The organism is Sphingomonas xinjiangensis, assembly GCF_014199255.1.
Lineage (GTDB): Bacteria > Pseudomonadota > Alphaproteobacteria > Sphingomonadales > Sphingomonadaceae > Sphingomonas > Sphingomonas xinjiangensis.
The window spans coordinates 145,049-165,844 of record NZ_JACIJF010000008.1 but is presented as its reverse complement, the minus strand read 5'-3'; the positions used below and the strand labels follow the sequence as shown (position 1 = coordinate 165,844).

The 20,796-nt window shown below is 61.5% G+C and carries 20 protein-coding genes and 1 tRNA gene; 13 read left to right on the top strand and 8 right to left on the bottom strand.

Annotated features, from left to right (window positions below):
- Positions 1-482: 482 nt before the first annotated feature.
- Positions 483-1,148 (top strand): hypothetical protein, encoded by a 666-nt coding sequence (locus FHT02_RS14045; RefSeq protein ID WP_184088749.1) that lies wholly within the window; start codon positions 483-485, stop codon positions 1,146-1,148.
- 745 nt (positions 1,149-1,893) lie between these two features.
- Here the strand turns inward: FHT02_RS14045 and FHT02_RS14040 are convergent.
- Positions 1,894-2,271 carry a hypothetical protein gene (locus tag FHT02_RS14040; protein ID WP_184088748.1) on the bottom strand — a complete coding sequence of 126 codons (378 nt, stop codon included), beginning with the start codon at positions 2,269-2,271 and terminating at the stop codon, positions 1,894-1,896.
- A 156-nt stretch (positions 2,272-2,427) separates the two neighbouring features.
- Between FHT02_RS14040 and ligD the strand changes: the two genes are divergently transcribed.
- The 3 genes from ligD to FHT02_RS14025 all read left to right on the top strand — a co-directional run bounded on the left by ligD (position 2,428) and on the right by FHT02_RS14025 (position 4,442).
- On the top strand, positions 2,428-3,468 hold the full coding sequence (gene ligD / locus FHT02_RS14035; RefSeq protein ID WP_184088745.1) for a non-homologous end-joining DNA ligase: 1,041 nt from the start codon (positions 2,428-2,430) through the stop codon (positions 3,466-3,468).
- 85 nt (positions 3,469-3,553) lie between these two features.
- The gene (locus tag FHT02_RS14030) at positions 3,554-3,886 is read left to right on the top strand and encodes a MarR family transcriptional regulator (protein ID WP_184088742.1); all 333 of its coding nucleotides are present in this window, start codon (positions 3,554-3,556) and stop codon (positions 3,884-3,886) included.
- A gap of 82 nt (positions 3,887-3,968) precedes the next feature.
- Entirely contained in the window at positions 3,969-4,442 is a 474-nt protein-coding gene (locus FHT02_RS14025) for a Ros/MucR family transcriptional regulator (RefSeq protein ID WP_425506440.1), read from the top strand.
- 43 nt (positions 4,443-4,485) lie between these two features.
- Here the strand turns inward: FHT02_RS14025 and FHT02_RS14020 are convergent, their stop codons facing one another.
- Positions 4,486-4,650: a hypothetical protein gene (locus tag FHT02_RS14020; protein ID WP_184088736.1), complete on the bottom strand. Its 165-nt coding sequence runs from the start codon at positions 4,648-4,650 to the stop codon at positions 4,486-4,488.
- Between the two features lie 159 nt (positions 4,651-4,809).
- Here FHT02_RS14020 and FHT02_RS14015 point away from each other — a divergent pair, with 159 nt between their 5' ends.
- The gene (locus FHT02_RS14015; RefSeq protein ID WP_184088733.1) at positions 4,810-4,968 is read left to right on the top strand and encodes a hypothetical protein; all 159 of its coding nucleotides are present in this window, start codon (positions 4,810-4,812) and stop codon (positions 4,966-4,968) included.
- Between the two features lie 75 nt (positions 4,969-5,043).
- On the opposite strand, the gene FHT02_RS14010 is transcribed toward FHT02_RS14015, so the two are convergent.
- A tRNA-Leu gene (locus FHT02_RS14010) sits at positions 5,044-5,129 on the bottom strand.
- Between the two features lie 8 nt (positions 5,130-5,137).
- The gene (rpsU, locus tag FHT02_RS14005) at positions 5,138-5,338 is read right to left on the bottom strand and encodes a 30S ribosomal protein S21 (RefSeq protein WP_184088730.1); all 201 of its coding nucleotides are present in this window, start codon (positions 5,336-5,338) and stop codon (positions 5,138-5,140) included.
- A gap of 479 nt (positions 5,339-5,817) precedes the next feature.
- On the opposite strand from rpsU, the gene FHT02_RS22240 reads away from it, so the two are divergent.
- From FHT02_RS22240 to FHT02_RS13970, 7 genes are all read left to right on the top strand, one after another.
- Complete coding sequence (locus tag FHT02_RS22240; RefSeq protein WP_221239484.1) at positions 5,818-6,183, top strand: energy transducer TonB; 366 nt, start codon at positions 5,818-5,820, stop codon at positions 6,181-6,183.
- 421 nt (positions 6,184-6,604) lie between these two features.
- On the top strand, positions 6,605-7,228 hold the full coding sequence (locus FHT02_RS13995; RefSeq protein WP_184088724.1) for a hypothetical protein: 624 nt from the start codon (positions 6,605-6,607) through the stop codon (positions 7,226-7,228).
- A gap of 674 nt (positions 7,229-7,902) precedes the next feature.
- Entirely contained in the window at positions 7,903-8,283 is a 381-nt protein-coding gene (locus FHT02_RS13990) for a hypothetical protein (protein ID WP_184088721.1), read from the top strand.
- Positions 8,280-8,468 carry a helix-turn-helix domain-containing protein gene (locus FHT02_RS13985; protein ID WP_184088719.1) on the top strand — a complete coding sequence of 63 codons (189 nt, stop codon included), beginning with the start codon at positions 8,280-8,282 and terminating at the stop codon, positions 8,466-8,468. The genes FHT02_RS13990 and FHT02_RS13985 overlap by 4 nt, the downstream gene beginning before the upstream one ends.
- A gap of 22 nt (positions 8,469-8,490) precedes the next feature.
- Positions 8,491-9,414 carry an alpha/beta fold hydrolase gene (locus tag FHT02_RS13980; protein ID WP_184088716.1) on the top strand — a complete coding sequence of 308 codons (924 nt, stop codon included), beginning with the start codon at positions 8,491-8,493 and terminating at the stop codon, positions 9,412-9,414.
- A 119-nt stretch (positions 9,415-9,533) separates the two neighbouring features.
- A complete protein-coding gene (locus tag FHT02_RS13975; protein ID WP_184088713.1) occupies positions 9,534-10,118 on the top strand; it encodes a recombinase family protein in 585 nt (194 codons plus the stop codon).
- Between the two features lie 6 nt (positions 10,119-10,124).
- On the top strand, positions 10,125-13,091 hold the full coding sequence (locus FHT02_RS13970) for a Tn3 family transposase (protein WP_184088710.1): 2,967 nt from the start codon (positions 10,125-10,127) through the stop codon (positions 13,089-13,091).
- Between the two features lie 145 nt (positions 13,092-13,236).
- On the opposite strand, the gene FHT02_RS13965 is transcribed toward FHT02_RS13970, so the two are convergent.
- The 3 genes from FHT02_RS13965 to FHT02_RS13955 all read right to left on the bottom strand — a co-directional run bounded on the left by FHT02_RS13965 (position 13,237) and on the right by FHT02_RS13955 (position 18,128).
- Entirely contained in the window at positions 13,237-14,193 is a 957-nt protein-coding gene (locus FHT02_RS13965; RefSeq protein WP_184088707.1) for a glycerophosphodiester phosphodiesterase family protein, read from the bottom strand.
- A gap of 32 nt (positions 14,194-14,225) precedes the next feature.
- Positions 14,226-16,937, bottom strand: a complete 2,712-nt coding sequence (locus FHT02_RS13960) for a TonB-dependent receptor (protein WP_184088704.1) — start codon at positions 16,935-16,937, stop codon at positions 14,226-14,228.
- Positions 16,938-17,012: 75 nt separating this feature from the next.
- On the bottom strand, positions 17,013-18,128 hold the full coding sequence (locus FHT02_RS13955; protein ID WP_221239483.1) for an ROK family protein: 1,116 nt from the start codon (positions 18,126-18,128) through the stop codon (positions 17,013-17,015).
- A 132-nt stretch (positions 18,129-18,260) separates the two neighbouring features.
- On the opposite strand from FHT02_RS13955, the gene FHT02_RS13950 reads away from it, so the two are divergent.
- Complete coding sequence (locus FHT02_RS13950) at positions 18,261-19,547, top strand: MFS transporter (RefSeq protein ID WP_343056950.1); 1,287 nt, start codon at positions 18,261-18,263, stop codon at positions 19,545-19,547.
- Between the two features lie 524 nt (positions 19,548-20,071).
- On the opposite strand, the gene FHT02_RS13945 is transcribed toward FHT02_RS13950, so the two are convergent.
- On the bottom strand, positions 20,072-20,680 hold the full coding sequence (locus FHT02_RS13945; RefSeq protein WP_184088696.1) for an HAD-IA family hydrolase: 609 nt from the start codon (positions 20,678-20,680) through the stop codon (positions 20,072-20,074).
- Positions 20,681-20,796 lie beyond the last annotated feature (116 nt).

Genomic DNA, 20,796 nt, shown 5'->3' with positions numbered 1-20,796 from the left:
GGCTGAGCGCCGCCTTCGATGTCCCCCGATTGCCCAAGTTCATGTGCAACAAAGCTGAATAAGGTTGTTAGCCCGCGTTCAGGCAGCTCTCTGGGGGGCATGGCATCCGCACTACCCGTGCGGACAGTCCGCTCTTAAAAACGAACGGCCCAGACCGAACGCTCACGGGTGAACATTGTTTGGTCCGCTATACGTGGTTCTCACCACTCAGTCCTTTTTGAGTGGGTTGGCGCCCGATAAAGGACCAGCTGTTTGCCGGTCCTCGAAGGGCATAACCAAAGCGAACCGCCTTTGTAACGGAGCCGTCTGATTTTCGGCTGTCACCGTCCAGCTGATCGCCTCGTTCTGCTAAGCATTGCAAATGACCCCTAAGCTTTGCAAACTCTAGGGGACCTAATTCAGAGCCTTTGGTCAAAGCCGCGCCGGGTCTGGCGTCGTAATTAACGCCTGAAAGAAATCATCGTCCTCAGGGAGTCGTGCTGTTGTCGGACAATGCGCAATCGGAGAGCGGCATAGCCGCGGCTAGCTCTCCCGCACGGGGTCTAGTTAGTCGTCTTTCCGCGGAGAACCTGGCGCTTGCGTTCACAGCCATCGCGGGGTTTCTCGTCTTTAGCGGGCAGGGGTACTACAACTCGCTGTTCTCAGGCTTCGCTATCAAGCCGGGGTTGATCGAGATTACACATGCTGAGCTTGTCACAAAGGGTGTAGAATGTACTCTCTACGCCATTCTCACAATGATATTCGAGAACTGGTTTAGCTGGCTGGCTGGCGCGTTCGTGGGCATCAGCCTCGGTCTCCTGCTAGCCTTGGCGATATTTAAGTTTAATAGAGTTAGGCACGCTGTCCAAATCACATCCCCGGTGTTCACCTTTGTAGGTCGTATCACGCCAATAAGCCTAAAGTGGATGTTCGGTCTTCTTCTAGCGACAACGGGACTGATTGCCGGCTCTAAAGGCGGAAAGCTCGACGCTGACCATATACGTCAGGCGCGCGGCAGGTTCCCCAACTGTGTTGCCGTAAGCGGCGTTCTATATAGGGGCCACGTGTTAGCGCAGGACAAAGAAAGGCTTGTTCTTGTTCAGCGTACGAGGACCCGCTTGATCAATACTCATGATTTTAGCTATATTACGGCTTGCCCGCGAGCATAGCTCGGACATGATTTCTATAAAAAAGCAAGATAGTCCTGTTTACTCACGTTGTGCTTTGCCAAGCAGCGGAACTGATGTAGTATCCTAGTCATTGATTGGTAGAACTAGGCGCTGATTCCCATCATCCATAGTATCCACCCTATGATGAACGTCTTAAGGATATCCGGCAAGATGAAGCATAAAGCTCGCATTACTAAGAATCGTAGCGTCCACAACTTGTCGCGAAGAAAATCGGCCGGATCGCAGGCGAAGCCATGCCGACTAAGTCGCAGGCTCCGAGCCTAACCAGGCTGCCAAAACCCGTCAACGGTCATTCGTTCTCCGATTGTTCGTTTTCAAACACCTGTGCCTTTGCTGCCACGATTAAGCCGCTTTAGGCGCGCTCCCGCGCACTCGTAAGAACACCTTCTTTGACGCTGGCTGGCAGACTCGACGGCAGGTACTTCACCGGGCTTCTACGCCTCGCGCAACCCGTTTGACCTTGCGCTTGGAACCGGAGGGGCGGCTCGGCTGTTCCACTCCTACCGGCGCTATCCCCCCCCGTCGCACCGGTTCCATCGAGCGCCCCGCCACCCCCCCGGCGGGGCGTTTCGCGTTTCGCGGCAGCCCGAAAGCTAAAAAGCCAGGCTCAGCATGGCTGGACCTGGCTCTTCTGCGACCTTCGGCCGAGCCCCCCGGCTCCGAAGTAGACAAACTTCTTAGCCGCGATGTCGCTGAAATGCGCCGCAGGGGAAACACTTAAGCGTTAGAGACACCCTTCCTCGCGGTAAACGCCGCGGATGGACGCGAGCGTGCTGTTCGGACCGGGTTGCCAGTAGACGCGAGCCGCCACCGAGCAGGGGAAGTTTCCCTCTTGGCGAACTGCCCCATACTCTCCGCCAACTTCATACCATGTCGGCGCAAAACCTTGCTCTTGCAGCTCACGGGCAAGGCTGGCGATCGGAGTTCCCGGCGGGAAGCGTTCCCGAAGTCTCGTGTCGAACTGAACCGAAGCTTTTCTCCATTCGGAATCCAAATCGCCGGTAAGAGCGGAAGGCGAGCCTGACCTAAACAGGAGCACGGCGAACACCGCGCCGGCGAAGAAGCAGCCGAGGGCGGTCAGTACAATGCTGCGGTTCACCATCACTCTCCCCCCTTGTCGGGCAATCCTACCGTAGAACGGCAGGGGCACGCACGTCCCATCACGCCATCCCCGGGAACGAGTCCGCGTGGGGAGCGATTCCACTCAGTGAAGCGCTTCGATCCGCCTCTTAGCCGGCACGAGCTAAACGCCCTCCCAGTGACGGCGCCCGATGGGCCAGAGTCCATTCACTTCATCACCTGCCCGGCCTGTGGGCAGGCAGTCGACTGCCGAAATTTGGGTGACGTCTTCCACCATGAGGAGCCTGGGCACGAACCGCTTCCGGAGCGTGCGTCAGAGCCACCGCTTGCCTTCATCGAGCCGATGCTCCCGACGCTGGTGGACGCCCCGCCCGAGGGGGATGGCTGGATCCATGAGGTAAAGTTTGACGGCTACCGCACCCAGCTGGTCATCGATGGAGGAGAGGTCCGCGCCTACACGCGCAATGGCCATGACTGGACCAATGAGTACCGCCCAATCGTCGAGGCTGCCGCAAGCCTAAGCTGCCGGCGAGCGATCATCGACGGGGAGGTCGTGCTCCAGGATCAGCACGGCCGCTGTGACTTTGGCGGCTTACGATCGGCGATCACTCGCGCACCCGAGAGCCTTGTCTTCATGGCGTTCGACCTGCTGCACCACGACGGCACGAACGTGCGTCCCTTGGCGATCGAGCAACGCCGAGAGCGGCTAGAGGAGCTGGTCGGGGGGTTCGATGCCGGCGCGTCTATCCACTTCAGCCAGGATGTACGCGGGGGAGGGGAGGCGTTCTTCCAAGCCGTCGAGCAGATGGGCTTGGAGGGGATCGTCTCAAAGAAGCGCGGAAGCCGCTACCATAGCGGCCGAGCCCGCAACTGGCTCAAGACCAAAGCCTGGGCACATGATGAGTTTGTCGTGGTTGGCACCGAGGCGACGCCGGGAGAGCCCGTCTCGGCATTGCTCGCGCGCGAGACGAAAGATGGGCTCGAGTATGTCGGGGGCGCTGCCGTGACGTTGCCTGCTGACATTCGAGACCTGTTCTACGCAGTGGTCGAGCAGCTGGAGCGTCGAAAGCCGCTACCAAATATGCCAAAGGCAAAGAAGGCCCGCTGGATCGAGCCTAAGATGCGCGTGAGCGTCCGCTACCTCAAAGGAAGCGACAAGCTGCGGCACGCTTCGCTGATCGATGTGGTCGAACTCGCGGGCATCCGACGGCGGAGCTAGTCGCGGACACCTGGCCCGAGCGACGCGTTGTGCAGCAAGTTCCTGAAATCACTGCACGCAAGCAAGACCAGGAGAGGACAGCATCATGGACGTACAAGCGTACGAAGCACCGCTTACGAAGTGGAAGGCAACGGTTCTCGATTATGTGCGATCGGGCGTTCCTGACCTTACCAACCGCCAGATGGCCTTGTTGATGCTGATCCATATGGACGAAGGACCGCACACGATCCGGGGAGTGGCCAAGCTGCTGAAGGTCACAAAGCCGGTGATCACGCGGGCGCTCAACAGACTGACGGATCTGCGGCTTGCCCGCCGCGCGCCTAACCCTGCCGACAAGCGCGACGTCTTTGCTGTAGCTACGCCCGAAGGCGCAGAGTTCCTTCAGAAGCTCCAACGTCTCTCTCTTGGACACGCCTAAGCAGTCAAAGAACTGGAAGATACAGTCATCCCCGTATAAGTAGGCGCCGGCGCCATTACGCGCTCACCCCAGCAGGACATCTATTTTGACCGATTCCGAGCAATCTCTCGTAGCCCTTACCGCGGACATCGTTGCTGCACATGTCAGTAACAACAGTGTTTCGGTGAGCGACATCCCGACGCTTATTGCCAATGTTCATAACGCACTGAATGGACTTGGTGAGGTCGCCGAACCCGAGCCTGTGAAGCAAGAGCCGGCTGTTTCTGTTCGGTCGTCGGTCAAGCCCGACTACATCGTCTGCTTGGAAGACGGTAAGAAGCTCAAGATGCTCAAGCGCCACCTGATGACGCACTACCAGATGACCCCTGAGCAGTACCGCACCAAGTGGAACCTGCCGGCGGATTACCCGATGGTTGCGCCGAACTATGCTGAGCAGCGTCGCGATCTCGCCAAGAAGATTGGCCTGGGCCGTAAGCCCAAGGCGGCAGCGGCGCCGGCTACGAAGGCCAAGGCACCTGTTGCGCGCAAGGCAAGCGCGCCGGCTGACAACGCCTAAACCAGCCTCTGGGCCGCGGCAAAACGTCGCGGCCCTGATCGGCCTAGATCATCAGCTGCCGAACGCTGTCGCGCTGTTGCTTGCCGAGATCTGCCTCGAGATCCCGACGGTAGCGGCTAAGCGCCGCGTATGAGCGAGGATCGCTCAGATCCTGCGCAAAACGTTGAACCCGCTCCAGTTCGCGGATCAGACCTACTGATACGGTCATTGCTACTCTCCGGCCCCCCGGATCGATGCGCCATCCTCAGAAGAAATACGTAAAGACTTGGTTAACGGCGGCTAACGAAGCGAGCGCCGTGCTGTTCAGCACGGGGACCTCGGCAGGTGCCGTGCGTTCTTTAGGCGTAGCAACACAGGAGCGCGCGATATGGCTGGCAATATGCCCAATTCGACAGGACCTGACGATCAGGAAGATCAGAAGAACCCAGGTGGCGACACAATCAATCCCACCGGCGTTTCGGTGGCCTCGCCTCCCAAAGGAAACGAAGCCGAAGACGTGAAAACGTCAGGTACCGACAACAGCTGATCGAAATTCTGCCGTAGGGCTCCCATGCGGAGCCTTACGGTCCGCGGTCATTCTGCACAGTTGCAATCTCGACACTGGTACGGACGGCGGGACTCGAACCCGCACGCCCCGAAGGGCAGGGGATTTTAAGTCCCCGGCGTCTACCATTCCGCCACGTCCGCGGGGGAGATCAACGATCCCGTTCAGCCCGCTTGCGATCGGCCTTGCGGGCCCGGCTAACCGCTGCTGCGTGCTCACGCGCACGCTTCTCAGAAGGCTTCTCGAAGTGCGTTCGCAGCTTCATCTCGCGATAGACGCCTTCGCGCTGGAGCTTCTTCTTCAAGACGCGCAGGGCCTGGTCGACGTTGTTATCGCGAACTTCTACTCGCATGCGAACTGTGCTCTCTTGGTTGATAGGCTGCACTACGGTGTGCCGGTTGCTCTAAGCAAGCAGCCGGCAGGTACTCAGTGTGACAGGATGATAGTGTTGGCTACTCAGCCGGTGTGGCTGCAACCAAGCGTTCCGCTTGGCGGCGGCCGATGCCTTCGCCTCGCTCGGCCATCCGCTCCCAGGATTCAGCGGCCGAGAGGCAGCGGTTGCGGACATTTGCCAAGGTAGTCGCTTCAGCCGCATCCCGCTGCTCACGTGCGCGGTCACGGTAAAATGCTGGGTTTTCAGCCATAAGTTTCCCCTCCGTCGGCTGATTAACGAAAACGGTCCCGAAACGTTGCCATGAGCGTAAGCGTCCGGTCTGGACCGTTCCTCCGCCTAACTGGGATCTAGTACTGCTCCGGTTCATGCCGCGGCACAGTGCAGTTGCACGTCGTCTCATGAGACTGTAGCCGTCGCGCGCAATCTGAAGGGCCCCCATGTACGCTGGCATAGTTTTGGCTTTGATCTTTGGACTTCTGCATCCTGAGGAAGCCGCTTCACCGGATCGAAGTAAAGCGCCATCGCCACGCGTTCCAGCTGGTTCGTTCATGGTTGATGATGATTATCCCAAGGAGGCGCTTCGCCTTAAGCAGGAGGGCAGTACCCAGGTATTGCTTCCTATAAGTAAAAGGGGAAGCGCCCTAGGGTGCAAAGTCTTAGATAGCAGCGGATCTCCAAGCCTGGACGAGGCAACATGTACGATGCTTCGTAAGCTCAAGTACAATCCAGCTCGAGATGCGGACGGCCGCACCGTCTCAGGTGACTTTATCACAAGGCTGCAATGGAAGCTGTCAGAACGCTAACGAGTGAAGCACTCCGTTTAGCTAAGGCGATTGCGTGGTCCGACCGTACATTTGAACCGATCGTCGACTTTCCGGACGTCATGCACGGCGAGACTTGTGACGCCCGCTATACGCCTTCTCGCCGCGGGAAGCTGACTGTCTCTTTCCCATCACACCACGACGTTCCGCGCCGGCAAAGCGGACGCTAAAAGCCGCTCTTCCGCTTCCGCCCGATTTTGTTGAAAAACTCGATATGCAACCGACAGCAACGCTGACCGCGTAACGTCGTTGCGATGAACGCCGGTTTGAAGTCACGATCGTGCACCGTTGGGCGGCGTTGCGAACGAGTCTTGCTCATCGCGAGCTGCTTCCGGCGCGCCTGAGCGTTTTTCAACAAAATCGCCCAATAGCGGACGTCGCACCCGTGTCGTAGAAGCGCGCTATGAAACGCGTCGAGAACCTCCCGCCCGCCTTTAAGCGCTACAGCAAGATGTTGGGGGTGTTGGACTTCGCAGTTTTCGACGATGCCGGCGGCACCGAGCAGGAAATTCTAACAGCAATTCCCCATGCGATAAGGCACGCCGGCACATTCAGTGAAGCAAAGCTGCGAGCATTGGGGTGCAAGCCGATCCGTGAGCGAGCTTTTTTCGGCGACTGGTACGATCTTGAGAGCGGAATGTTGCTGAAGGTCGGCAGCTACAAGTTGGCTGACGGATCGGAACTGCATAATCCGAAGCTCAAGAAGTTGGACGGCGTGAAATTTATGTCCGGGGCTGCGGCTTGCCCCGAGGCCGGTGTCGGAGGGCAGTTCGCGTACGCGTTTTCGAATCCACCCTATGGATTGAAGGGAAAGCCGAGCGAGGTGCAGTCGGTCTTTGACGACATCAGGGACTTTATCCTGCCGGCCACGCAGCAAAGTGCGATACGGGACTGGACCAGCCCCAATCTGCCTGACGTATCGGATTACTTCGCGCCCGGAATGGAATGGTGGGGCGTCTTCCTGTTTAGCGTCCACATCCCGGAAATACAACGGCTCACGATCATCGCAGGCTCCACCACCGACTGAAGGCACGGCGGCTAACGCCCCAGATGCGGACATTCAGAACTGATCCGTAGCGAACGACCCAGTTGCGAACACTCTCAGAATTAGCGACCTTAGCGGACATGATCCGCTTAAGCTCGTTAGCTGCGAGACTATGTCTCGGTGCTATGGCTGCCTCTCTTGGGGGGTGCGCAGCAGTTCCGCGTGCTACGGCGCTGCCTGACTCCACTTCGCTGCGTTCTGAGCACTGTGCGTGCAAGGAGGACGGCGACTGCGGCGTGTACGAGATGGTAGCTGGGAGGGTGGAGGTACGGAATGCTTCCTGCCGTTGGATTATCAAGGGTTTCAAAGCCGAGTGCAGTTTCGAGCACCGTTTCTGGGCGGAAGGTCTGAATGGCACCGAGGAGCCGGACGCTTGGTCGGCGAGCCGTGTCCTTCTACGCCCGTCTACGGCAGGCGACTGGTGTGCGCTGCCCCGCGAGAACTCGTGAGGTTGCCGACGGGGTAGCTTCTGATTGAACGTCAACTAACCACCAGGTCTCGTCATTCGCCATCGACAAAGCGGGGGCGTCACATAAAAGGGGCACGGATATACGGTAGCAACGCCAGCTCCGTGATTGTCAGCGGCAGGGAATGGAAAGGACGTTTGACAGGCTCTTACTTGCTCTGTAAAAGGTGTTTTACAGGGAGTGGTACGGATGTTCCGATCCAAGCAATATCTGATCGAGTTGGGGAGCGCGTTCGCACTGTACGCAGCCTTGCTCTTCGGTGCCGCAGCGGTCGAGCGAGCGATAGAGCCTACGGGTGCCTTGAAGCTAGCGATCAACCTAGCCCCGATGCTCGGTGCCTTTGCAGCGGCATGGGCGATCCTGCGCGCCTTGTGGCGGATGGACGAAATGCAGCGGCGCATCCAGTTTGATGCGATCGCCATTTCCTTCCTCGGCACCGCACTCATCACCTTCGGTTGGGGTTTCGCCGAGGGAGCGGGACTGCCGCATCTGCGAGCCTTTGCAGTCTGGCCCATCATGGGCACGCTGTGGGGCATCGGTTCGCTGATCGCCATTCGACGCTACCGGTGAACAACCGGATCAAGGAGCTGCGGCTTGCCCGTGACTGGAGCCAAGGCGACCTCGCCGGCGCGCTGTCCGTGTCGCGCCAGACGGTGAACGCGATCGAGAACGGCCGCTACGATCCGAGCCTTCCGCTCGCCTTCACCATTGCCGGCGTGTTCGGCCTCAAGATCGAAGACGTGTTCGAACCATAACTATTGCAACAGGGAGAATGTCATGCGTGCGCGAACCATGCTCGCGGCGATCGGGATCGCTTTGTCATCGGCGTCGATGGCGTCGGCACAGTCAGCCTCACCCCCACCAGCGACGGTTGAGTCAGACCGCATCTCGGTAACGGTCGAGGGCACCGGACCGGACGTGATCCTGATCCCAGGTCTGGCATCTTCACGCGAGGTATGGGCTGGCCTCGCTGCCCGGTTGCGGCAGGGCCATCGACTCCACCTTGTGCAGGTCGCGGGTTTCGCGGGATTACCTGCGGTGCCTGATCCAGACGGGCGGGTCGCCGCCCCCACGACTGAAGCCATCGCTAATTACATTCGACGTGAACGCCTCACGGCACCAACCATCATCGGCCATTCGCTGGGCGGTGAGGTGGCGCTGATGCTGGGTGCGCGTTATCCCGATCGGGTCGGGCGCTTGCTGATCGTCGATGCCCTGCCGTTCTACAGCCTGCTGATCGATCCGGCCGCTACCAGCGACAGCGTCAAGCCGCAGGCAGCCGTGTTTCGCAACGCAATGCTGGCGGCACCGGCCACACAGGCCGAAGCCATGCAATCCGCATCCATCGCCCGTCTCGCCAAGACGGAGGCGGTCCGGCCCGCCCTGATCGCGGCGGGAATCAGGTCGGACCGCAAGACCGTGATCGATGCCACCTACGAGCTGATGACCACCGATCTGCGCCCCGAACTTGGCCGCATCACTGCGCCGGTGGAGGTCGTCTATGCCTATGATCCCATCTACGGCGTGCCGGCGTCCAATATCGATGCGACGTTCCGCAATGCTTACGCTTCCACCCCGCACGTCAGCTTTAAGCGGATCGACGGCAGCTTTCACTTCGTCATGCTGGATCAGCCCGAAGCATTCGCACGGGTCGTCATCGACTTCCTCGGAGACGGGGTGACGGCAACGACAAACAGGTGATTTCCGAGGGGGCAGGCCGAGCCGGTCAGAACCGGAGGCCAGAGTAGGCCAAAACTGCACGACAAACCCTGTCGTTTTGCCCTACCATGCGGAAACCGGGTCGGAAGGGTTTGTCGCACATGCTGGTGGGGTACATGCGGGTGTCGTCGGCCGACGATCGGCAATCGGTCGATCTCCAGCGCGACGCGCTGATCGCGGCCGGCGTCGATGAGCGCCACATCCATGCCGACAGAGCGTCGGGCGCACGCGACGATCGTCCTGGCCTCAAGACCTGCCTCGCCTGGCTGAAGGAAGGCGACACACTGGTGGTGTGGAAGCTCGACCGGCTCGGGCGCTCACTGCCGCACCTCCTGTCAATCATCACCGACTTTCGCGAGCGCGGCATTGCCTTCCGCTCGCTGACCGAGGCGATGGACACGACCACGCCACATGGCGAGCTGCTGTTCTCGATGTTCGGCGCGCTGGCGCAGTACGAACGCGCGCTGACCCGCGAGCGGGTCATGGCCGGGCTCGCCGCGGCAAAACGTCGGGGACGGCAGGGCGGCCGGCCGCCGATGATTGATGCAGAGAAGATCGAGGCGATCACCGCCGCACTCGACGGCGGGGCCAGCAAGGCCGCGGTGTGCCGCAACTTCGGCGTCGCTCGCTCGACGCTGATTGATACGCTAGCGCGGATCGGGTGGACCGCCCCCGCCAAGGCCTGATCCCAATTGCCGCGCCGCTCCGTCCTGACAGAGGCGCAGCGCGCCGACCTCCTCGCCTTGCCAGAGGACGAAGCCGCGCTGGTCCGGCACTGGACGCTGAGCGCGGAGGATTTGCGCATCATCGTCAGCCGCAGGCGCCCGCACAACCGGCTCGGCTTCGCGATCCAGCTATGTGGGTTGCGCTATCCGGGGCGGCTGCTTCGGCCGGGCGAGGTCATTCGCCACGCCCCGCTCGCCTTCGTCGGCGAGCAGCTCGGCATCGCGCCGGAAGTGCTGGCTGACTATGCGGCGCGTGGTCCGACCCGCTACGAGCAGCTCGACACGCTGCGCGATGTGTTCGGCTTCCAGCCCTTCTCCCGGCCGGTGCGGACCGAGCTACAGGCGTGGCTCCTACCGCCCGCGCTGACGACGACCAATGGCGCGGCGTTGGCGAGGCTGCTGCTCGATGAATTGCGTCGGCGCCGGATCATCGTACCCGGCATCACGCCTGTCGAGCGGTTGGTCGGCAAGGCGTTGCTCGATGCCGAGCGCCATGTCGGCGACCTGCTTACCCGGAACCTCACCGTCATGCAGCGCGACCGGCTCGATGCGCTGCTGGACCGGCATGACCGGACATCAACCAGCGTGCTGGCGTGGGTACGTCAGCCGCCAGGCAAGCCGGGGCGTCGCACCTTTGCCGCGATCTTCGACCGTCTGGCGATCCTGCGCGCCATCCACCTCGATCCAGGGCTCGTTGCCGCGATCCACCCCGAGCGGCTGCGTCGCCTGTCACAGGAAGGCGCCCGGCTCACCGCCCAGCATCTCGCCACGCTCAACCCGGTACGCAGGCGTGCGGTGCTGGTCGCCACCGCGATCGAGACGCAGGTGACGCTGACCGACGATGCCGTGCTGATGTTCGAGCGTCTGTTCGGACAGCTGTTCCGACGTGCGGAACGTCGCGAAGAGGCTGCGCTGAAGCGCGACCGCCGCACCATCAATACCAAGATACGCCTGCTCGCCCAGCTCGGCGAGGCGATCATGACGGCGCGCGCCGAGAGGGCCGACCCTCTCGCAGCCGTCGAGAGCATCATTGGTTGGCACGCACTGGCGACGGAGGTTGAGGAAGCACGCCACCTCGTCCGTCCGGACCCGCTCGATCCGGTCGAGCTTGCCCGCTCGAACGCACCTATTCTCCGCCAGATCGGGCCGGCGTTCGTCGCCGCCTTCACGTTCGGCGCGGTGCCGGCCTGCGCTCCGCTCGCCCATGCCGTCGCCGTCATGCGCGACCTCGGCAGCGGTCACCTGCGCAAGCTGCCACCCGGCGTGGCGCTGGGTTTCCTTCGCACAACTTGGCGACGACGCATCGACCGCGCCGTCCTCGATCGGCGGACGTTCGAGTTCTGCGTGCTGGCCGAGCTGCGCGATCGGCTGCGCGCCGGCGACATGTGGGTCGAGGGCAGCCGACGCTATCGTGCCGTCGAACAACAGCTCATCCCTGCACCGGTGTTCGCCGCGATGCGCGACGCAGGGCCGTTGCCCGTGCCCGTCGCTGATACGCCCATGGGCTGGCTGGCCGAACGCAAGGCGTTGCTCGCGCGTCGATTGGCAGAGGTCGAAGCGAAGATTGCAGCCGATACGCTGGAGGACGTGCAGCTCGCGAACGGTCGTCTGCGTATCTCACCCCTGCGGGCGATCACGCCCGACGAAGCGGAAGGCGTGCTCGCCCCGCTCTACGCGCACCTGCCGTCGATCCGGATCACCGACCTGCTCGCCGACGTGGATCGCTGGACCGGCCTCACCGACTGCTTCACCCATCTGACGACGGGTCGGCCGCATGACGATCCGCGCGCGATCCTCACCGCCGTTCTCGCCGATGCTACCAATCTCGGCCACGCTCGCATGGCCGAAGCCTGCGGGCTGGTAACGCAGCGCCAGCTCGGATGGCTCTCCGCCTGGCACCTGCGCGAGGATAGCTATGGCACGGCGCTGGCGAGACTGGCCGAGGCACAGCACCGCATGCCGCTCGCGGCGATGTTCGGCAGCGGCACCGCGTCCAGCTCGGACGGGCAGAACTTCCCGCTCGACAGGCGGGCGCAGGCAACCGGCGCGATCAACCCGCACAAGGGCAGCGATCCCGCCGTCTCCTTCTACACGCACGTCTCCGACCGTTACGCGCCGTTCCATTCCAGGGTCATCTCTGCCGGTGCCGGCGAAGCGGCGCATGTCCTAGACGGCCTGCTCCATCACGGTGCCGACCTCGCGATCGAACGCCACCATACCGATGGGGGCGGCGTCTCCGATCATGTCTTCGCGCTATGCCACCTGCTCGGCTTCCGCTTCGCGCCACGCATCCCCAATATCGCCGCCCGACGCCTGCACCTGTTCGCCGACATGCGGCCCGGACCGGACATCGCTCCGCTCGCGGCACAGCCGATCGACGAGGCGCTGATCGCCGATCACTGGACGGACGTGATCCGGCTTGCGACCTCGATCCGCACCGGCGTCACCAGCGCATCGGTGATGCTGGAACGGCTCGGCTCCTACCCGCGCGCGAATGGTCTGGCGCTGGCGCTACGCGAAATCGGTCGCGTCGAGCGCACGCTGTTCACGCTCGACTGGATCGAACGTCCCGAGGAACGACGCCAGGCCACGCGCGAGCTGAACAAGGGCGAGGCGCAGAACGCTCTCAAGCGCGCGATCTTCTTCCATCGCACCGGCCGCATCCGCGACCACAGCCTGCAAGCCCAGGGACACCGCGCCAGCGCGCTCAATCTGGTCGCCGGCGCGATCGTGCTGTGGAACACCACCTACCTCGAAGTCGCCATGCGTCACCTCGATCGGCAGGGTCGCCCGGTGCCGCCCGCCCTGCTCCAGCACCTCTCCCCGCTCGGATGGCAGCACATCAACCTGACCGGCGACTATCTCTGGGCCGGCCCCGGCACATCAGATGGTAAGCTGCGGCCCCTGCGTCAGACCACCCGACTGCCAGCATGATCGTCGCTACCGTATATCTGTGCCCCTTTTATGTGATGCCCCCTGATCGGATTGCGATCGATAGCAAAAGTTCGGTTAAGCCCATGCTGGGTATCCAATCCTCGGCTCGGGATACGGCTCTGACGTGTCAGCGCCTCTCAAATCATCACCGCTCCTTTGGCTTGATGTAGGCGCGCAGCGCCTCCGGCTCATCAGTTTGGATCATGGTTACGCCGCCACGAACCAGTCGGCCCCAGACAGCATCGGGGTCGCGTAGAGCATCTATGTCTCCGCCTACGCCCTCGACGGCGCCCTCCCAGAGGCTGTTTGCCCAAAGGCGCCCCTTCACCGATCGTGCGGCAGCCGCCAGCGGCGGCAAAGCTCGGACGGGCATGCGAGGCACTTCATAAGCGATGGGCCGGACCCGCGCGCGGCCCTGTTGTGCTAGAACCGTGGGGAGTTCGGCGCCGGTTGCGTCGGCCGAGGAGAGGATGGCGATGAAGGGCGCGGCATCATAGGGTGCTAGATCTGCCAAGGGTGGGCTGGCGATCCCCGCGTATGCCTTGACGATCACCCGCTCGACGGCGTTTGCTCTCCGAACCGCAGCCGCAACCTCGCCAAAGATTGCGTCTTTGACGTCCAGGTTGAGGATGATGCGGCCTCGGGCATGCGTCAGCATTTGATCGAGAGTCAGGACGCGCTGGTCCGTCAGAGCGGCGCCCTCGCCGCCCTCATTCTCACGCAGACGCAGTCCGTTGATCTGCGCAATTGTCATTGCCGAAACGCGACCATGCCCGTTGGTAGTGCGATCAACCGTTTCATCATGCATGATCACCAGGTAGCCGTCGCGGGTGCGGCGTATGTCGGTCTCCATGACGTCGACGCCGATCTCAATGCACTGTTCGAGCGCCGCGAGGGAATTTTCAGGCGTGCTCGCCAGGCCGTGACGAGGCGCAGGATTGTGGCAGCCACGATGCGCAATGATCACCGGGCCTGCCTGAGGATCGAGAATTTTGGCGCGTATCGCTGTCGTGCGGTCGGTCCGCTCAGCGGCAATCGTTCCGGACGTGGCTGCAGTCAGGGCCGCCGTCAGCGCAGCGGCCCAACCGATGAGTTGAAACATCTTGAGGGTCCTTCGTTCGCGAAATGGTGGGGTTAGAATTTGTATGTCGCGCTGAGACTGTAGCGGCGTCCGACCTGGCGGACTCCGGCCTGCAGATCGGGCCGCAGATTTACGCTGGTGATATCCTGCCTGTTCGTCAGGTTCTGGACATTGGCCGTTGCCGACAGGTTTCTTCTCAGGGTGTAGGTGCTTGACAGGTCAAGCTGCCCATAAGGTTCGCGTGAGGTCGCAATACTGCCCACGCTGCTGCCGGTCACATATCGGTCGCGCCAAGCGTAGGCGAGGCGAAGGCTGAACGGCTCGGCATCGTAATATCCGATCACGTTGAAGCTGTATTTGGAGACGAAGGGTAGCGCACGATTGCGGGTATCTCCGGCCGCGAACTTCCCCGATGCGTCCGTGTAGGTCGCGTTCAGCAGCATGCCGGTGTTACGAAGGCTACCGGTCAGGAAACGGAACGGAGCCTGGGCAGAAAGTTCGACGCCCTGGATCACCGCCGGATTGCCGTTGATCGGGCGTGTTAGAAAGATCGTGTACGGCGTCCCAACCGGGTCGGTAAGCGTAACCCGCTCTGTGAGGGTCTCAACGAAGCCGCTCAGCTCCTTGCGGAAGTAGGATCCGGACACGAGCGCATCTCGTCCGAAATACCACTCGATCCCAGCGTCATAGTTCAATGCGGTGAAGGGGTTCAGCTCTGTGTTCCCGGCGGTGCCCGAGCCGCCGTTGAACGTGTCGACGCGGCGCCCCGTTTGTATGTTCGCCAGCTCCGGTCGGGTCAGCGACTTGAACAACGAAGCTCGCGCCACGAGCGTTGGCGTTAGATCGTACCGAAGCTGCACGCTCGGCAGTGCGTAGGCATACCGATTTGTAAAGCGGGCGGGCAGAGTAGCGCCGCCTACCACCTGGTACCCGATCGAGGTCTGGTCGGTCCTCACGAAGCGGATGCCCGCGTTGCCGCTAAGCCCGCCGATTGCGAACCGGGCGAGCGCGTAGCTGAACGCCACCTCTTCGGTGATGTCATAGTGCGCACTCAGCACTTCGGGCACTGCATAACCATTGGGTGCCACCTGGCCGATCAGCTGATCGCGGTTGACCACCTGGATCACCCCGGGTGCGACTTGGGCGGCATCGCCCGAGATGTCGATAGGCCGATAATTCAAGAAGCTGGACAGGTTCGCGACTGACGAACTCGGCAGGCCTGCGGCGCGTCCATCATAGGAGCGGAACGACTTCGTCCTGTCGCGGTAGCCGCCGCCGAACTCGATGGAGGTTATTGGGCCCAGGCCCACCTTCCAGATGAAGTCGAGATCCGCGCTGTGTTGCCGGTCGCTGTCATAAGACGGCCGGTCGCGGATGCGGTTGAGCTCGGTATAGAGAGCCGGGTTCGTCTTGTCACCAAGGGCTGGCGTGGCGGTCACACCGGTGCCGTCGAAGGTGTAGAAAATGTTCGTGAAGGCGCTGCGCAGATCTATCTGGTTCCAGCGCGAAAAATCCTCGACCGCGTTCGAATAGCCGAGCTGCGTGTGCACGGTCAGAGTTGGATCGACTTCCCAGTCGGCGGACAATGCCCCCTGATACACCTCCTGGCGACGCTCGATCTGATTGTCGATGATGCGCATGAATTGGCTGGACGCCGGGAAGGTGCCGGATCGGAAGACGTCTCCGTCCCGCGTGAGGTCGACCGGAACCAGTGTCGCCGGCGCGCCCTCGATCGGAAAATCGAGACGGATGTTGTTACCCTTGCTGTTCAGCTTGGCGTAGATGCTGTCGAAGCTGAGCTTCAATCCGTCGATGGGGATCGCCTGAAGCGAAAGCGTGGCGTTGAGGCGGTGCCGGGCCTGCGTGTTCAAGAACACGGCGGGGTCAAGCGGGATCAGCGTGGCGTTGGCTATATCCCGCTGGGTTGGTGTGAGCTTCGACGCATTGCCGCCGATGGAATTGATGAGCGGAGTGAAACCGTGGCCTTGCCGGTTCTCGACGATGTCGCGGTAGTCATAGCTGATCCCTGCGGCAATGCCGAAGCGGCCATCCGCGAACTGGTCGGCGAAAATCACCGTAGCTGCCGGATTGAGCTTCTCCGACTGGTCGGCATAATTGCCCCGCACCGTAACTGAAAGAATGCGGTCCCTATACTCCAGCGGATGGTAGGTTTTAAGGTCGACCGTGCCGGCCAGGCCACCTTCGTCATCCTTGGCGGTCAGAGTCTTGCGGACGACGGCCGAAGAGATCAGATCCGAGCCCAGCACGTTGAACGAGAAACCCCGCTCGGTGCCCGGGTTTGTGGCGATCAATCCGTTCACGCGAACCTGCGTGAAGTTGGCTTGCAAGCCTCGGACGTTGATCGTGCCGCCTTCCCCGACGGAAGACCCCAGATCGCCTCCAGCGTTGGGTTCGACCGTGATCCCGGGGATCCGCTGAAGCGCCTCGCCCAAGTTGCTGTCGGGGAATTTCGCGATGTCCTCGGCCACGAGAGCATCGACGAACTCGGTCGCGTCCCGCTTCGTGCTAAGCGCACTACTGAGGCTCGCGCGAACGCCCGTGACAACGATATCGCCACCGTCCTCCTGGTTGGCTGCATCAGGCAAAGGCGCGTCCTGCGCTGCAGGTGTGGGCACCTGCGCGTCCTGCGCGAATGCCGGAGCGGAGATGGCGAAGACAGATGCGCTTGCGAGCATAAGCACGGTGCGCGTTCTGGCAGATTGAGTCCGCCATTCGCGATTGCGGTTGAAGGTATGGGTGATCATGTAAGCCCCCTGGATAATGCCGAGGAGGCCCTGTCAGACCGAAATGACAGATTTAGTTTTCTTTTAACAATTAAATCAGGCGATCTCGTGTATCGGCAGAAGCGCCGCTCCGACCGCCACTGCCCAGCTACCCAGCTGGGTGACGCGAAGAACGGGTTTGGGCGTGATCGGATGATCTTGGGCCCAGCTGCCTTGCCCCAGACGTGTTCCAAGTCGATCCATGATCTGTTGAGGCAGCGCGCCAGAAAGGACGATGGTGTCTGGGTCGAGCCAAGCGACCCCGGCAGCAACTGCATCCTCCAGTTGAACGGCCGCCCGCTCGATCCATTCCTCAACCACTTCGTGATGCGTTTCGAGAACGGTGGCGACCTCAAGCAAAGAATGGATTTTCGCACCTGCCTGCTGGAGATTGGCAAGAAGGTCGATGCCTGACGGGCGTGGCTTGTCACCCGGGAACAGCATGCCAACTTCGCCAGCGTTGCCATGCGCGCCTCGGAACAGGGCACGATCTAAGATGATTCCGCCCCCCACGCCGTGGCCGAGGAAGAACACGAGTGCGGTCCGGCATCTCCGCATCAGTTCCCCGTGGTAATATTCTGCAAGCGCGGCGAGAGACGCGTCATTCTCGACGCGCACGTTCATGCCAAGCCGATCCGCGAAGTAGCTTTCCAGCTCCACCTGCCGCCATCCGGACAGCCATGGCACCGCCCATCGGATGTTCGGATCGTGCACCGTCATAGGCCCAGTCGCGGCTACGCCGATTCCCAGAAAACGCGAGCGCATCAGCCCGTGAGTCATTGCCAGACCGCGCAACCGTCGCTCCACCGCATCCGCAAAAGGTCCGGGATCGGGACTGTCGAAGGGTTCGACGTCTCGCGCGATCACCGTTCCGGCGAAGTCCACGAGCGTCAGTTCGATCCAGCCGGGATGGGCAGTCACCCCGGCGGCGTATCCGGCGCGTCCCGAGATGGTGAGTGGCACTACCGGCCTGCCGCGCGGCGTGGCGTCGGGTGACGTTTCCTCGATAACGCCAATCGCGATCATCTCTCGCGTTATCCGCGTCATTGCTCCGGAATAGATGCCCAGATCGTTCGCCAGCACGATGCGCGGCGTGGGACCCTCCGTGCGAAGGCGCCAGACAATGCGCTTCTGCTCCGCCGTTAGACTGATCTCCGGCCGCTGTCTTGTCATCCGCCTCGCTTTCATCCTCGCGAGGTTGCGGATGAAGGGTAACGTCGGCCGGGGCAATAAACTTCAACCGCCGCATCAAAGATCGCTGATAGTCATGCTGCCGTCTTGCGGGCGGTGCATTCGCCTGCGTCCATGCCAAATCTTCCGCGCGCCAACGATAGGCTGGTCTTGAGCCCGGATGAGCACGGGAGGCAAATGGCCGTGTATGGCTTGGCCCACTTCGGCAAGAGCCTGATCTGGTATGCCAGCGAGATTGTATTCGCCTATTACCTTACGGAAGTTGCTGGGCTGAGCCCCTGGGCGATGGGGTGGGTGATCGGCATTGGCCTTCTTGTCGGTGCGCTACTAGACCCGCTCACAGATCTGGCGTTCGCGAATGCGCTCTCGACGGCACATGGGGCGGCCACGCTTCAATGGACAGGCGCATGCGTCAGCGCCGTCACTTTGACGGGGGTATTCCTCAACTGCTGGATCGCGCCAGCTTCGCGATTCGCGTTCATTCTCTGCGCCGCCGTCGCATTTCGCTGCGCTTATGCCATTTACGACCAAGCTCAGAACGCGATGGTTGGCGTCGCAACCACTACCCAGCGGGACCGCACCTCCGTATCGGCGCTGCGCCTCGGCCTGAGCGGGTTGGCTGCCTTGGTCATCGCTGCGCTAACCACTTGGCTCGCCAGAAGTGGAGGTTCGCACGTGTCCCAGCTTGGCCCTTGGTTCCTCGCCATTGCAGTTGCGCTTTCGATATGCGGCGCGGGCAGCGCTGGGCTTCTCTACCTGCACCGCGGCACGCGAGGCGAGGCTGGAGTGGCCGACGCGGGGCGGACAAGCGCTTGGGAACCGTTGCCAAGGGGGTGTCACCTTCCGCTAGCCCTAGCTTTCGGAACCGCGCTCACGATCCCCATCTTCAGCAAAGCACAGCCCTATCTGATTCACTATCTGAACAACTCCATGTTCTGGGGCACCTTTCTCGGCGCCGGTGTTCCGCTCGGTTCCATGTTGTCGCAACCGGCTTGGTCAGCGCTTTCCCGCCGCTACACGCGTCGAGAGATCGTCATGCTCGCATGTTCAATCCTGTTGATGGGGGGATTGATGTTCTGGGTGACCGCTGCAGAAGGATCAGTGGCTGCCCCGCTAGCAGCCCTCGCGATCGGCGCCGGCAGCGGTGGCGTGGCTATTGCGATCTGGGCGTCCTTCGGGGACGCGATCGAACGGACTAATGGCGGCAAGGGCTGGAGCTTCGGATTGCTCACCGGCAGTATGAAGCTCGGACTCGCGGCAGGAGCACTCGGTTTAGGTGCTGCATTCGACACTATCGATTTTCGAAGGGGCGACACGACGGCTCTTGTGACGCTGATGGGGCTGGGGCCGATCTGCGGAAGCGGCCTCTGCATGCTGCTCGCTGCGAGATGGCGCAGATGATAGAGCATCGCATCGCGTTGGCTCTGGCGGACCCCGGCTATTTCTCGGGTTCCCGAGATGCTACACTCCACCCACCTCCGTCGCCAAGACTATGGGAGCGATTCAGAAGGCGGACTTCATTGTTCACGCAGCCTTCGACACAAATCGCTGACCATCAGGTCAGACGCTGAGTCACCGCTCTCTAGCCCTCAACACGGGCTGACGTTCGACGGCTATGCGACGCCTGCGTGCCGCTCTCGCTGCGCTTTGGAGGCGAACTTCAACAGGGTCCACCGCCGCGATGCAGGGTTGAACAACCAGCGTCGCTCGCGTCACCTCGGCCACTTCCTCAAGGCCGTCCTCACACAGCTCCAACTACGTCGGACATCCGCAGCTTGGACGAGGCCTAGAAAGTCATGGGTTGGCTCCTGTAAACGGGCTTGTCAGCGCGTAGCAGCCGAAGCCGATCGCGTGGATCCGATGCCGCTGGAGCTAGCGCTGCATCTCAGCTTCGTTCAGCTTGCGCTGTGAATGCGCGAGTATCCCTAAGCATCTGAATAGTTTGCCATCTCCCCTTCGTGAGCTTCAGCATCTACAAGGCCGCCGACAATCACTAAAGATCCTCCAGCGGCCCTGGCCGAGGCAACACCGGCGGCTGAGTCCTCAAAAATCAGACACTCCGTAATTTCAACGCCCAACTCCCGGGCAGCTCTGAGAAAGCCTTCGGGATCAGGCTTCCCACGCGAGACATCCTCCGCTGCTATGATAATCTTCGGCAACGGTATCCCAGCGGCCCCAAGCCTGGCTGCCGCTAATTTCCGGGAGGCAGAGGTGACGATGGCCCATGGGGTTGATCCAAGCCTCGCGAGAAAGGCGGAAACACCTTCGATAGCGACGACGCCCTCGACATCCGCCGTCGCTGTGTCCAGCAGCCATCGCTCTTCCTCCACGATGCTCAATCCAGCACCGCCAAAACGCTGGATTAGCTCGGCGTCTTGGACGCCATGGCATTCGGCAAGCAGCGGCTCCGGGTTGATACCGTGCCTCCCGCACCAACTTCTCCAAGTGCGTTCAACCGCGACCGAAGAATCGATCAGCGTGCCATCCATGTCGAATAGGAGGGCGGCATATTGCCGGTCAAAGAATGAGAACATGACCGGGCTTTAGCGGCGTCGATACGATCATTCCACATGTGCGTCACACGACCATGCTACCTACGCGATTGGAGCTCTGGTAGAGAAGACGCACCATTGTGTCTTTCCAGGTCTTC